The sequence below is a fragment of the Parapedobacter flavus genome, from assembly GCF_035818675.1.
GTDB lineage: Bacteria > Bacteroidota > Bacteroidia > Sphingobacteriales > Sphingobacteriaceae > Parapedobacter > Parapedobacter flavus.
Genome location: NZ_JAYKZZ010000038.1, coordinates 1 through 13856 on the forward strand (window position 1 = coordinate 1; position 13856 = coordinate 13856).

The 13856-nt window shown below is 49.8% G+C and carries 13 protein-coding genes; all 13 read left to right on the forward strand.

All coding sequences use genetic code 11. The annotated features are described in order from the left end of the window. The first annotated feature begins 29 nt into the window (after positions 1-29). The 13 genes from U9S71_RS20145 (at position 30) to U9S71_RS20205 (ending at position 13850) form a co-directional block, all read left to right on the forward strand. Positions 30-461, forward strand: a complete 432-nt coding sequence (locus tag U9S71_RS20145; RefSeq protein WP_326329658.1) for a GtrA family protein — start codon at positions 30-32, stop codon at positions 459-461. Continuing rightward, the gene (locus tag U9S71_RS20150) at positions 458-1444 is read left to right on the forward strand and encodes a glycosyltransferase family 2 protein (RefSeq protein WP_326329660.1); all 987 of its coding nucleotides are present in this window, start codon (positions 458-460) and stop codon (positions 1442-1444) included. The genes U9S71_RS20145 and U9S71_RS20150 overlap by 4 nt, the downstream gene beginning before the upstream one ends. 162 nt (positions 1445-1606) lie before the next feature. After that, positions 1607-2878 carry a DUF4934 domain-containing protein gene (locus U9S71_RS20155; protein ID WP_326329662.1) on the forward strand — a complete coding sequence of 424 codons (1272 nt, stop codon included), beginning with the start codon at positions 1607-1609 and terminating at the stop codon, positions 2876-2878. Positions 2879-3068: 190 nt separating this feature from the next. Then, positions 3069-3638 (forward strand): hypothetical protein, encoded by a 570-nt coding sequence (locus tag U9S71_RS20160; RefSeq protein ID WP_326329664.1) that lies wholly within the window; start codon positions 3069-3071, stop codon positions 3636-3638. 141 nt (positions 3639-3779) lie between these two features. Next, a complete protein-coding gene (locus U9S71_RS20165; RefSeq protein WP_326329665.1) occupies positions 3780-4511 on the forward strand; it encodes an orotidine 5'-phosphate decarboxylase / HUMPS family protein in 732 nt (243 codons plus the stop codon). Then, positions 4490-5515, forward strand: a complete 1026-nt coding sequence (locus U9S71_RS20170; RefSeq protein WP_326329667.1) for a zinc-binding dehydrogenase — start codon at positions 4490-4492, stop codon at positions 5513-5515. The genes U9S71_RS20165 and U9S71_RS20170 overlap by 22 nt, the downstream gene beginning before the upstream one ends. A 20-nt stretch (positions 5516-5535) precedes the next feature. Continuing rightward, complete coding sequence (locus tag U9S71_RS20175) at positions 5536-6345, forward strand: SDR family NAD(P)-dependent oxidoreductase (protein ID WP_326329668.1); 810 nt, start codon at positions 5536-5538, stop codon at positions 6343-6345. An 11-nt stretch (positions 6346-6356) separates the two neighbouring features. Continuing rightward, positions 6357-7238 carry a sugar phosphate isomerase/epimerase family protein gene (locus U9S71_RS20180; RefSeq protein WP_326329669.1) on the forward strand — a complete coding sequence of 294 codons (882 nt, stop codon included), beginning with the start codon at positions 6357-6359 and terminating at the stop codon, positions 7236-7238. Positions 7239-7332: 94 nt separating this feature from the next. Then, positions 7333-8268 carry a dihydrodipicolinate synthase family protein gene (locus tag U9S71_RS20185; RefSeq protein ID WP_326329670.1) on the forward strand — a complete coding sequence of 312 codons (936 nt, stop codon included), beginning with the start codon at positions 7333-7335 and terminating at the stop codon, positions 8266-8268. 61 nt (positions 8269-8329) lie between these two features. After that, positions 8330-9457 (forward strand): sialidase family protein, encoded by a 1128-nt coding sequence (locus U9S71_RS20190; RefSeq protein ID WP_326329671.1) that lies wholly within the window; start codon positions 8330-8332, stop codon positions 9455-9457. Positions 9458-9467: 10 nt separating this feature from the next. Then, the gene (locus tag U9S71_RS20195; protein WP_326329672.1) at positions 9468-10856 is read left to right on the forward strand and encodes a PhoPQ-activated pathogenicity-related family protein; all 1389 of its coding nucleotides are present in this window, start codon (positions 9468-9470) and stop codon (positions 10854-10856) included. Between the two features lie 13 nt (positions 10857-10869). Beyond that, the gene (locus tag U9S71_RS20200) at positions 10870-12645 is read left to right on the forward strand and encodes a metallophosphoesterase family protein (RefSeq protein WP_326329673.1); all 1776 of its coding nucleotides are present in this window, start codon (positions 10870-10872) and stop codon (positions 12643-12645) included. 29 nt (positions 12646-12674) lie between these two features. Beyond that, on the forward strand, positions 12675-13850 hold the full coding sequence (locus tag U9S71_RS20205; protein WP_326329674.1) for a sialidase family protein: 1176 nt from the start codon (positions 12675-12677) through the stop codon (positions 13848-13850). Positions 13851-13856: the final 6 nt, after the last annotated feature.

Genomic DNA, 13856 nt, shown 5'->3' on the forward strand with positions numbered 1-13856 from the left:
ACTTAGTTTATAAAAAATCTGTCCAATGATTGGGGGGAATTATATATATTTACTCACATCTATTTCAGATTATTAAATACTATCTTTCTGGGCTCATTTGCTTCGCTACCGATTTTCTGGTAACCGGCCTGGGAATTTCCATGCTAGGTTTACCGCCCTATGTGTCACACGGTATCGGTTGGCTGGTGGCAACCGGTTGTAATTTCCAGCTGAACCGGATGTGGGTGTTTGGCGACCAAGGCCGGGTGCGATGGAAATTCATGGCATTCGTTGCTTTAGCCCTTTTTTCGTTGGTTTGCAGCACGGCCCTACTCTATCTATTGAACCAAATAGTCGGTCTCCCTTTTTATTTCGCGAAGCTGTGTGCCATGCTCACCGTTTCCCTCATGAATTACCTCGTGGTTTCAAGGTTCATATTTGTAAACAGGGATTTTGCCAACCTTAAAAAGACACACGCATGAACGTCGCGGTAAACCATACCAAGCTCGCTATCGTTATTCCCTGTCACAATGAGGAAGGTAACGTCGCAGCCTGTTCTGCTAGGTTGCTACCCGTGGTGGACAGATATGATTATACCCTCCTTTTCGTGGATGACGGCAGTACTGACCAAACGCTCCCTGCGCTGAAGCAACTTGCCTGCGATAACCCAAGGGTGCAGTACATCAGTCTTTCGCGTAATTTCGGCCAGCAGATGGCCCTGAAGGCGGGATACGATCATGCGGGGTTTGCGGATTGTGTGGTGTGCTTGGATGCCGATTTGCAACATCCGCCAGAATCGATTCCTGCACTGGTGGATAAATGGAAAGAAGGATATGATGTGGTCAATGGTATCCGTAACGTGTCGGGTGCGCCGTTGCCGTTTGGGAAGCGCGTGGCTTCGGGTTTGTTCTACCGATTGGTCAACAAATTCACGGAACACACCATTATCCCCCATGCGCCGGATTTCCGGTTGCTCGACAGGAAGGTGGTGCAAGCGCTTGCAGGGTTCAGTGAAAGTGGTCTGTATGTGAAGGCGCTTATTCCTTGGATGGGGTATAGACAGGCAAGTGTAACATTCAGCGTGGGCGAACGGTACCAAGGAGAAAGTCGATATTCCACGATCAAATTGATTTCTCTGTCGATAAAGGCGTTTGTTTCAGGCAGTATAGCGCCACTACGGCTTGCCATTGCCGTAGGGTGTGTGTTTGCCGGGCTATCATTTTGCTACGGATTCTATGCGCTTTACAAACATCTCTTCACCGACGACACGGTGGCCGGATGGACATCGATCATCGCCAGTGTGCTTTTTATTGCCGGCATCCAGTTCCTGCTCATGGGGGTGATGGGGGAATACCTCGGACGCACACTGGTGGAATCACGGCGCAGGCCGCCTTACCTGGTCCGGGAGAAGAACGTGGAACCAGTTGCCGGTGTAAGGTTTGCCGATAGTGGGATGGCGCGATGAGTTTTCTCCATATAATTATTACCTTGCGATATATCGCGATAACCCGAATTATGAATACGCAAATGATGTTACGGAAAGGTTTTTTAACAATATGGAGGGCATCAAGGAATCCGACAATCCAACGTGTGATTGATCCGGCTGCTGTGATTATTTACGTCTGACATGAATAGATACAGCTTGCCATGTTCAGCACCATTCAAAGCATTCTTCGAACAGGTGGATGATCGGAGCGAAATAACAGGGCAAACTAATGATGACTCTAAAATTAAACTAATGAAGAACTTTATATTCAATACCGTTGTAATAATGTTAGCGTGTTTTAGTTCATGTCAAGAAACCACCAAAGAGCAAAAAAATACGGCGGTAGAACATATAAAAGTTGATGTCCAAGAAAAATATCCCGTAGGTAATTTTGAAGACTATTTTACTTCTTCGAAAATCATTCCGCTGGAGACGATTGAAAATTCCCTTTTTGCTAAAATTAACAGGTTAAGTTTACATAAGGATAAAATTTTTATTTTAGATAGAAAATCAAACGCTGTTTTAATTTTTAGTAATACAGGAAAGTTTTTGAATAAAATACAAGACCTTGGTAAGGGCCCAGGGGAATATGCAAGCTTAATGGATTTTACAATTGATAAAGATAATGAAAGGATTATTCTATATACTGACAGGCCTTATAAGCTTATTACCTATGGAATGGACGGGAAATTTCTTAAAGAAGATTTAATAAGTGACTTATATTTAAGCATAGGGTATAAGGATAATAAGCTTTTATTCAGGCCTATATACACAGAGAAAGGTAAAATGTTCTCGACATATGATTTGGAAACACGAAAGAGGAAAGATTTTATTGGTACGGATGAGAAAGATAAATTTTTCGGCTCACTGGGCAGTTCGGCCCCTAATATTATAAGTGACAAAACTATTCATGTGAGCTTGCCTTATTCAGAAATGATATATGAATATGATGGCAACAAATTTAAGCCCAAATACTATATAGATTTTGGACGGAACAAAACGCCGGATAATTTCTTTGATAATTTTAAAGACCTTCAAGGTGTTTTTAAATATGCTAAGGAAAACAGATATGTTTATGGAGTATCTAATTTTAGAGAAAGTAAAGATTATATTACTTTTAGTTTTCAGGGCGCGAATATAGCAATATACTCTAAAGCCTCAAAAAAAACAAAAGTGTTTAGTGCGATACCTAATGACCATGATCGTATGGCATTTTATAATTATTTTGCTCATGATGGGGATGATAATAACCTAATTACTGTTTATCCTTCTGATCAATTTAAAATGCAGATGGAAATTTATAAAAAGAATGATGATGTTTGGAAAAAACTGCCTGACTATCTTAAAAAAATAGATGAAAATGTATCTATTAGCAGCAATCCATTATTGCATGTTTATACGTTCATAGAATAGGTGTTTTCAGCTTAACTTAGCTAGTCCGATATTGGGACCAAGAACAGGAACGTGAGTTCACATTCCTGACCAATGCCACCCAGATTTCGGTACGATGAGTTTTCTCCATATAATTATTTACCTTGCGATATATCGCGATAACCCGAATTATGAAAACGCAAATGATGTTACGGAAAGGTTTTTTAACACCATGGAGGGCATCGATGAATTGAGTAGCTTTCAGGATAGGTTTTTATTTTGGTACCCCGCGGATACGATTTATGACGTTACGGGGGATGATCCGGTACCGATCTATGCTTTCCGTATGCCGGAAAAGGAACAGGCTGAACGGGATAAGGTGAAAAAGCAACCTACCCACGACTTGAAATGGTCGAAACGCCGGGAATTATTCAATGCGGGGGAAATTCCCAGCAGGATGTCATTTTTTGAAGGGGCTAACTACCTTTCCTACCTGAAGATAACCCGGACGGAAGAGCATAGGCCCGTGCACCAAACGTTTTACCTATTTGACAAAAGGAATCATCGGTTATACGATAGCGACCAAATGGAATACGATCTTTTCGGCGGCTATCGGTTACCTTTTCTTTTAAATACGGCACATGCCGATGAATATGTGGGCATCATAGATCCGCTTGATCTCCTCGAGGCTGGTAAAAAGGAATTCCTGGACAAGGTTACACTGACAGAAGAGGACCGTATGCGTTTTAATAAGCTGGATGAACTGGCGAACCCCATTGTTTTGTTTCTTAAAGAAAAATAAATGGGTAAGTGGAGGTTTCGGAGTTTATGACCACCGGATCCCGTCGCGAATTGACCACTCACCCTGCGGACCGGATACAATTAACATGATGGACTAAGCATAAAAATGTGCATCTTTATCACGCTAATCTTATTTTAACTTATGAGACCAATTGTTCAGATTTCATTGGATCTTACCGATATCGAAGAGGCGGTAAATACCGCCCATCTCGCTTTGCAAGCCGGCGTCGACTGGCTGGAAGTAGGTACTCCCTTGGTATTGGCGGAAGGGTTGCACGGTGTGCGGCGGTTGAGAAGCGAGTTCCCGGATACGCCGTTGGTGGTCGACTTGAAAACCATGGACGGGGGCTACCTGGAAGCCGAGATGATGGCTAAGGCCGGCGCAACACACGTGGTCGTTATGGCGAGGGCCCATGCGGAAACCATTAAATGTGTGGTGCAGGCCGGGCATGATTTCGGTATTAAGGTGATGGGGGATAACCTAGCCTGCCAATCCATGATAGATGGCGCTAAGTTTCTGGAAGATCTGGGATGCGACTACGTCATCCATCACATCGGTTATGACGAGCGGCGGGGCTTGGTTACGCAAGGTTTTGCGTGCCCTAGTCCGCTCGATCAGCTCACTGAAGTGGTAGAAGTGGTCGACATACCCGTCCAGGCGGTCGGCGGGTTGTCCATCGAGCAAGCCATCTCATGCCCGTCTCTCGGTGCCCCTTTGGTCGTACTCGGTGCCCCCCTCACCATCGATGCCGACGCGTTCAAAACGTCGCAAGCCACCGATCTCTCAAGTATATTGCAAACCATCTGCGAAAATATCCATTCGCAGCCAGTCAACAAGAAATATAAACAACCATGGCTTTTTTATCAGTCGTAAATTTTGATTGCCAGCGGGGCGCTGTGGAACTCCGGGAAGTACCTAAGCCCCTGCCGAAGCGCGGCGAGGTTATTCTGGAAGTGAAGGCGGTGGGCGTATGCGGGAGCGATCTGCACCAGTGGACGGCCAGCCATAGCTGGCCGGTGAATTACCCGGTTATCCTAGGCCATGAATTTGCGGGAATCATCCATGAAATCGGTGCGGGTATAGAAAACTGGAAAACCGGCGATCGGGTGGTCAGTGAGACGGCAGCCATTATCGACCCCGACAATCCACTGTCGAAAGTGGGAATGTATAACCTCGATCCGGCACGGAAAGGTTTCGGTTATGGAGTCAATGGCGCGATGACCAAATACGTTGCCGTTCCCGCCCGCTGCCTACATCGTATACCGGAAACCCTGGCATTTGAGCGGGCCTGCCTCACCGAGCCATGCAGCGTAGCCTATAATGCGGTGGTGAACAATGCCGATATCAAACCCGGCGATCGGGTACTGGTCATCGGTCCGGGCACCATCGGGATGCTCTGCGCGTTGATGGCCCAACTCCGGGGGGCGGAAGTGGCCATTGTAGGACTGGAAGCCGACCGGGCTCGGTTGGATATTGCGGCCAGCTACGGTATCCAGCCGCTCACGGGCGATGCCGGTGTATGGGCGAAGGAACTGGACGGGATGGGGGCCGACTGCGTAATCGATTCGGCCGGAATCAGCCATACCCTGCAGCATGCCATCGAATGGGTAAGGCCCAACGGGCAGGTCGTCAAAGTAGGTTGGGGCCCACAACCTGTCGGTTTTTCATTAGATCCCATCGTACAGAAAAACGTGCGCATCCAAGGCAGTTTCAGCCACAACTGGCCGGTTTGGGAAAAGGTGATCCGCTTATTGGACACCGGACGGTTGGACATCAGTAAAATCGTTGGGGGTATGTGGCCATTGGAAGAGTGGGAAGTGGCCTTCCGGAAGATGAAAGCGGGGGAAGTCATCAAAAGTGTATTGATACCGAAATAAAAAACCAAAGGGTAAATACCATGCAGAACAATCTATTGGAAGATAAAGTCATTATCGTCACCGGCGCTTTTGGTGGGATTGGACTCGCCATCGCTGAAGCCTGTTTGAACAGCGGGGCACAGGTACTCCTCCATGGGCGTAGCGAACGGAATCTATCGGACGCGCTGGCCCATCTCGGTGGCGGGGATCGGGTGGCACCGTACGTGGGCGATGTAACAGGCGATAACTTCGCTGCGGATTTGGTAGCAACGACCATCCGTCGTTTCGGGAAAATCAACGGCATTGTCAACAATGCGGCCTATGTGGTTTCATCCCATGTGGACAATACGACACTCCCCCTGTTCCGGGAGGTGTTGGAAGTAAATACGTTGGCACCTTTTGCCATCATCCAGGCAGCGGTTCCGCATCTGGCAGAAACCAAAGGTGCCGTGGTCAATATCGGGTCGGTCAACGCCTATGCCGGGGAGCCGGGCTTGCTGGCGTACAGCGTTTCAAAAGGCGCGCTGATGACACTTACCCGCAACTTGGGGGATAGCCTGCATAGGGACCTCGGCATACGGGTGAACCAGCTGAACGTGGGTTGGGTGCTGACGGAAAAGGAGCAGGAACGGAAGGAGGGCCACGGTTTGCCGCCCGACTGGTATAAACTCATTTCGCCGATGTATGCACCTGCCCGAAGGTTGCTGGATCCGATGGAAGTGGCCAACTCCGCCGTATGGTGGCTTTCGGATTCGCTGGGGCCCGTCAGCGGCCAGGCCATCGAACTGGAACAACATCCCATCATTGGCAGGAATCCCGAAAAAAATTTAGATGTATTAGACACTGATTAGCTATTGATTGTATGCCCAAATTAGCGGTATTCCCGAAAGCATTCATGAAAGCACTTTGTGTAACCGGCGAGATGACGCTCGATGAGTGGATCGATTTGGCTTCGGGGTTGGAAATCGACGGGCTGGAGTGGTATGCCGGCTTTTTGGAGATGGAGGAACCCAAGAATTGGAGCCGTTTCCGTCGTCGGGTTGGCGACGTGGGACTGGAGATCCCGATGATGTGCTGCTCGCCGGACTTCACCCATCCGGATCAGGCGTTCCGGAACGAACAGATCGGGCGGCAAAAAAAATGGATCGATATGACAGATGCGCTGGGTGGCCGCTATTGCCGTGTCTTATCCGGGCAGCGCCGTCCAGAGCTTTCCATCGATGAAGGGGTGAAATTAGCGGCCGATGCAATCCAGGAATGCCTAGCCTACGCCAAGACATTCGGTATTACCCTGATCCTGGAAAACCACTATAAAGATGATTTCTGGAAATTCCCCGAATTCGCACAGAAAGCTGAGGTGTTCGGCCAGATTGTCGATGCCATCGACGACTCCCATTTCGGTGTGAACTACGACCCAAGTAATGCGTTCCTTGCCGGAGAGGATCCACTGGACCTGTTGGAAAAAGTGAAATACCGCATCAAGACGATGCATGCCAGTGACCGTTACCTGGTGGGTGGGACCATCGAAGACCTGCGGAAAATGGAAGACGACAGCGAAGGCTATGCCTCCGTGTTGCGGCACGGTGAAATCGGAAAGGGCCTAAATGATTACGACACGATCTTCGCGACCTTGCGCGCCGTTGGTTTCGATGGGTGGATCAGCATTGAAGATGGTGTCGACGGCATGGACCAACTGGCGAGAAGCGTAGATTTCGTGAACCGTAAAATCAAGCAATATTGGTAACATCCTATAACATCCCGTTAATTTGATATAGAACGGCAGGATTGCCGCCATCTATCTTTGTTTATTGTCAATTTTAAAAATTTGCAAAGATTCGATGAGTAGTAAACGGAAAGGATATATTCCCGTCATGTTAACGCCTTTCACGGAAGGCGGGGCGGTTGATTTTGATGGCTTAACGAAGCTCACGGCCCTTTATCTCCGGGCGGGCGCGGCAGGTTTGTTTGCCAATTGCCAATCGAGCGAGATGTTTAATTTATCGGGTGAGGAGCAGCTCGCTGTAACTAGCCATGTTGTGCGCGTAGCGGACGGTGCGGTGCCCGTGGTTGCTACCGGTACGTTCGGTGGAACGGTGGAAAAGCAGGCTGATTTTGTGAAACGGCTTTACGAGACGGGGGTGGAAGCTGTGATCGTGATTACCAATATGCTGGCAAGCGAATCGGAAAGTACAGCATTGTTTGATGAACGGTTCGAGCAATTGCTGGATGCCACGGGGGGTATTCCGCTGGGGTTCTACGAATGCCCGGAACCCTTCAAGCGCGTGCTAACCGCAGCGCAACTGCAGCGTTTCGTCGGCACGGGGCGGGTAATTTACCATAAGGATACCTGTTTGGACATCCGGCAGATAGAGGCGAAGCTGGCGGCGACGAAAGAAGTGGTAGGCTTTGGCTTGTATGACGCGTATATGGCGCATGCCGTGGAGTCATTAAAAGCCGGTTCGGCTGGTCTTTCCTGCATACAGGGTAATTATTATCCCGAGTTGATTGTTTGGTTATGTGATCATTACGATGACGAAGGGGTAGCTGAACAGGTCGGGATGGTACAACGGTTCTTTATCAATCATATGGATATCATGCATGATGTCTATCCGACTGTAGCCAAATATTTTCTGCAAAAAAGGGGATTGCCTATTTCGACATTCACGCGAAAGGATGCCGGTGTGTTCGATGCAACCGCCAAGAAGCGTATGGATTTGTTCTATTTACAGTTTCGGGAGCTATTGGAGCAGATCGAATTAATGCCAATAGCGTAACGCCGTCGTATTAGTATATTTCGGACGAAGCACATAACCATGTAAAACAAAACAGACAACCATGAAGAAGCAAGCAAGAATCTTTTTACCCATTCTCGCCATCTTTTGCCTAAGATGCTCCCAGCCCAATGGGGCTGAAGAACGATTTGACTTACCGCCAAAAGCAGATGCAACTACCGCTGGGTATGTGAGTGGTGAACTCCTTTACCCGTTGGATAACAAGCCTACCCCCGAGTGCCATGCATCGACCTTGGTCGAAACGCCGGACGGGTTGGTCGCCGCTTTTTTTGCGGGCACATACGAACGCCATCCCGATGTGGGAATTTGGGTGTCCCGTATGGTGGATGGCCAATGGGCTTGGCCGGAAGAGGTGGCAAACGGTGTGCAGAACGATACGTTGCGGTACCCGTGCTGGAATCCAGTATTGTTTCAGCCCGAAGGCGGTGACCTGATGCTGTTCTACAAAGTTGGGCCCAGTCCGCAGGAATGGTGGGGCATGGTGATCACATCAAAAGACTATGGTAAAACATGGTCGGAGCCCCGTAAATTAGGTGAAGACCCGAAAGTGGGCCATTTGCTGGGCCCCGTCAAAAACAAGCCGATTCAACTGGCAGACGGGACCATCATCAATCCGACAAGCATTGAATACGTAAAGGGGGATGGTGAAGACCAGGATTGGCGGGTCTATTTCGAAATCAGCAAAGACCTTGGAAAGACATGGAGCGTAGTTGGCCCAATCAACGACGGGGTGGCGTTTGATGCCATCCAACCCAGTATCCTGACTTATCCAGACGGCAGAATGCAGGTAATCTGCCGCACCCGGCAGGATGTGCTTGCCGAAAGTTGGTCGGAAGATGGTGGGCAGACGTGGAGTGAAATGACCGCGATGGACTTACCCAATCCCAATTCGGGAACCGATGCCGTGACATTGGACGATGGCCGTCAGCTACTGGTGTATAACCACTCTACGAAGCATGGCGATGAACCTAAGGGGCGGAATATTCTGAACATTGCCATATCAGCCGATGGAAAAACGTGGGAACCCGTGATGACATTGGAAAACGAACCCATTGAAGATGGCTATGCCTATCCGGCCGTTATCCAGTCGTCGGATGGGTTGGTACATATCACTTATACCTACAACAGGAGGTCGATTAAACATGTGGTTATCGATCCAGCAGCGCTTTAAAACAACACGCATGAAATATTCGTATCGAAATAAAAAAAGGTTGGGTTTGCTTGCTTGGGTGGCTATCTTATTTCCGATAGCTACTTTTGGCCAGGGAAATTCCCAGGTGACGCCATCTACGGCATTACAAAGCTACCTTGGAAACGGAGATACCACCTACAAATGGGAAATCAGGGATAGTTTGGTGACCGACCAAGGGACGATTTTCCAAGTATTGCTTACTTCCCAACGATGGCGGGAGCATACATGGGCCCATCAGCTCAATGTGATCGTACCCAAAGACGTAGCCTACGACGGGGGATTATTGTTTGTCAGCAGCGGCCGTATGCAGAAAGATAACCCCGCGATGCCCGAATGGCACAATCTCGCCACGGATGGGCTTATCCAGGATATAGCGGAAATCGCCGTGGCAAACAGGGCCGTTGCAGCCGTGCTCCGGCAGGTGCCCAACCAGCCGCTTTACAACGGTTTGGTTGAAGATGAGTTGATATCCTACACCTTGCATCAGTTCCAACAGGATGGCGATTATACGTGGCCCTTGCTCTTCCCGATGGTAAAAAGCGCCGTACGGGCGATGGATGCGATGCAGGAGATCGCTACGAGCCGCTCTTCCAAACCGGTGACAAGGTTTGTCGTATCCGGTTTATCGAAACGTGGCTGGACAACCTGGCTGACAGCGTCGCAAGATGAACGGGTGGAAGCATTCGCACCCATGGTCATCGATATCCTGAATATGCCGGTCAATCTCAATTATCAAGTCGAAGTGTGGAAAGAGTATAGCCCGCAAATACAGGATTATGTTGCGCTCGGCCTTGTACAGGATATCGAAAGCGACCGCGGCCGTACACTGGCCCAAATGATTGACCCCTATGCGTACAGGCGGTTACTCAATAAACCAAAAATGCTTTTCATGGGTACGAATGACCAATATTGGGTAATCGACGCCGTGAAACACTATATCGATAGCATCCCTGGACCGGATTACATTCATTACGTACCCAACGAAGGACACGACCTTGGCGACAAGAGCCAGGCTTTCCAGGCCCTTTCCTCCTTCTGGGGCTTTACCTTACAGGGAAAGCCCTACCCGGCAGCCGATTATGAAGTGGCGGAGCGCAACGGCAAGCTGATATTGAATATGCGTGCCACCAAGCCAAGGTTGGAAGGTGCAGTCGTCTGGAGCGCTGTTTCGGACGACCAGGATTTCAGGGATGAAACCTGGGTGAGTGAAGATTTACACCTGGCGCACAAACGGAAATTCAAGATCAAAACCGCCTTACCCGAATCGGGCTACAAAGCATTTTACGTTGATTTGAAATACCGCGATGTCAATGGCATGCTTTACACCAAGAGCACGCGGGTTTTTGTTGGCGATCATAACACGTTTTTTATTCATTAACAAACCTGAAGATATGATGAGTCGTTTTTTTGGGTTGATGGCTATATCGGTATCCATGGGTATGTTGGCGTGTGCGCCGGTGCAGGACACCCACCGGGATTCTGTTGCGGGCGTAATGGGCGACGTGGTTACCCGGCTATACGACCAATTGACGCCGGCTGAGTTGGATACCATCAGCACGGCCTTTATACTTGACTTTATCTCGCCACAGGAAAAAAACATGCTGGCAACCACTTATTGGAAATTCGATGTGGATGTGCCCGCCGTGGTGTCAGTGATGCGGGATACAGCACAACAAGATATTCCTTTTTGGTTGGCCGACCAGGGGTTCGAGAAGACCGGATTAACGGTACGCAACGAGCTGTATACATATGAAGTATGGCAAAAGGAAGTTGCAGCGGGCGAGGTGGGGCTTGGCATTAACGGATTTGATAAGCATCGCCCGGTCTATTTCGTCAGTGTCGCACCGGTAAATCCGAACGATAACCTGGAAATCAGACCAATTTTCCCCCGTGAGCAACGGATTGCCGAATTGGATACCGGTGCATTCACCTATCTGGATTGGGATGGACTGGTACTGACAGCGGTGCCCCATGAGTTGCGGGGCCAACAGTTATTACCGACCATACGTGGTCGTGCGCGGGAAGCCCACGTAGTGGGGGGCTTTCGGCATACCGATTTCCCTTCGGGTATTGCGCCCGACCAGATCACGTTAACATTGCCCAAGGACCCGTCGACCGGAGTGGTGGTACAGTGGCGTTGCGACCGTACGGTGACCGGCTCGTGGATAAAATATTGGCAGGCAAATACCACCGATACGGCTTTTGTCGAGGCCGAACGCCTGTTGTTGGAGGATAGGCAGTTACAGAATGATCGGTATACCAGCCGGTTCACCGCTGCGTTGGATGGGTTGGTGCCGGGGGTGACCTACGATTATATGGTGGGGCATGACGATGCCGTATCGGATACGCTGCATTTTAAAACGGCGGATGTGGACAACCGATTTGCGTTCACCTGGTTTGGGGATGTACATAACGATCCAAAATGGGGAACGCTGTTGCAGCGTGCCGATGCACGTTATCCCGAAGCTGCGTTCTACATCCTGGCAGGCGATTTGGTCAACACGGGCCTGCACGGCGACGATTGGGATGCCTTTTTCGGATATTCCAACGGCGTGTTTGGTCGAACGCCACTGATGGCAGTACCCGGTAACCACGACAGCCAGGACGGGCTCGGCGCGTCGCGTTACCAGAGCGTATTGGCCTATCCCCAGAACGGCCCGGCGGGTCTGCCGTCGGGACTTACGTACGCCTTCCGGTATGAAAATGCTTTATTCCTCATGATTGATGTGGTCAGTTTTTCCGTGGCGGAGCAGAAGGACTGGATCGACCGCCAGCTGGCGGCCACAGATGCCGTGTGGAAATTTGTGGTATTCCATTTTCCGCCTTATACATCCGAGGAGCCCTACCCAGATATTGTTGCGGACTGGGTGCCACTGTTTGATCGGTATGGGGTGGATATGGTGATGAATGGGCATTTCCATTATTATTTACGGACGGCCCCCTTGAAAGAGGGGCGTACTGAGCAAGGCAACTCCGACGGCACCACGTATATCATGTCCGTTGGTACCAGGGGCAAGAACGAGTCGGGTACTATCGAGCCTTACGCTGCAAAACGTTTAAACGAAGGATACCTGTATCAGCACCTCCAAATCGATGGCCGTGACCTGGATTATGTGTGCCTGGATTCGACCGGCAACGTGCGGGATACCTTTCGTATTCATAAATAACCGATGGCAACACTGAATAATTATTGACGATGAGAAGACTGACGGTAACATTTTTTTATTTGATTGCCGGTTTTGCGCTAGCGAGTGGGCAAGTGGACGACACCAAAGTTACGGTGACCGATTCGGTATTGGTATTTCCCTTACAGCCGCAGCATGTGCACGGAAGCAGCGTGGTGGAGTTGCCTAACGGCGACCTGTTGCTCGCGTGGTTCCAGGGAAGCGGAGAACGCACGGCAGACGATGTACGAATCATGGGGGCACGCAAGAAAAGGGAAGACCGGTATTGGGGTGCGCCTTTCGAGCTGGCGGATACGCCCCACCTGCCCGATTGCAACCCGGTGCTCTTTATGGCAGGAGACAAACTTTTTCTGGTATGGATTGCCGTACAGGCCAACAAATGGGAACATTCGGTTTTGCGTGTTCGGTCCACCACTCAATATCGTGAAGAGGGAGCGCCGGCGTGGGAATGGCAGGACAATATACTCCTCAAGCCCGGCGAGGAATTTGCAAAAGCGGTAGCGACTAAATTGAAGGAACTTCCACCCACTTATCATGGCTGGTCGGAATACGCGCCCCGGTACGACGAGATGATTATCGCGGCCAGTACGGACATCACGAAGCGGAGCACGGGTTGGATGACCCGTATCAAGCCGCTTATCACGGCTGACGGCCAGATCTTGTTGCCGCTTTATTCCGACGGGTTCAACTTCTCCATGGTCGCAATTTCTGATGACGGGGGAATGTCTTGGTTACCGAGCCTACCCATCGTTGGCAGAGGTCCTATCCAACCTGCATTGATGCAACGCAAGGATGGCAGTATAGTCGCCTACATGCGGGACAGTGGCGATGCACCTACACGCGTGCAGGTGAGCGAGTCATACGATGGCGGAAGGAGCTGGACCGCTGCCCGCAAAACGGAAATCCCCAACGGCGCCAGTGTAGACGCGGTGGTGCTGGCAGACGGCAGATGGGCTATGCTGGGCAACGATGTCGACGACGGCCGGTATCGATTGAGCCTATACTTATCAACCGATGAAGGAAAGACGTGGCCGGTGAAATATCCCATTGAATACGATGCATCGAAATCAGGCAGGTATTCCTATCCGTCCCTGATCCAGGGGCGAGATGGGCTGCTCCATATGACCTACTCCTTCCATCTGAATAATGACCGGAAGGCGATTAAATATGTGGCGGTAAGACCGTAAGGATTG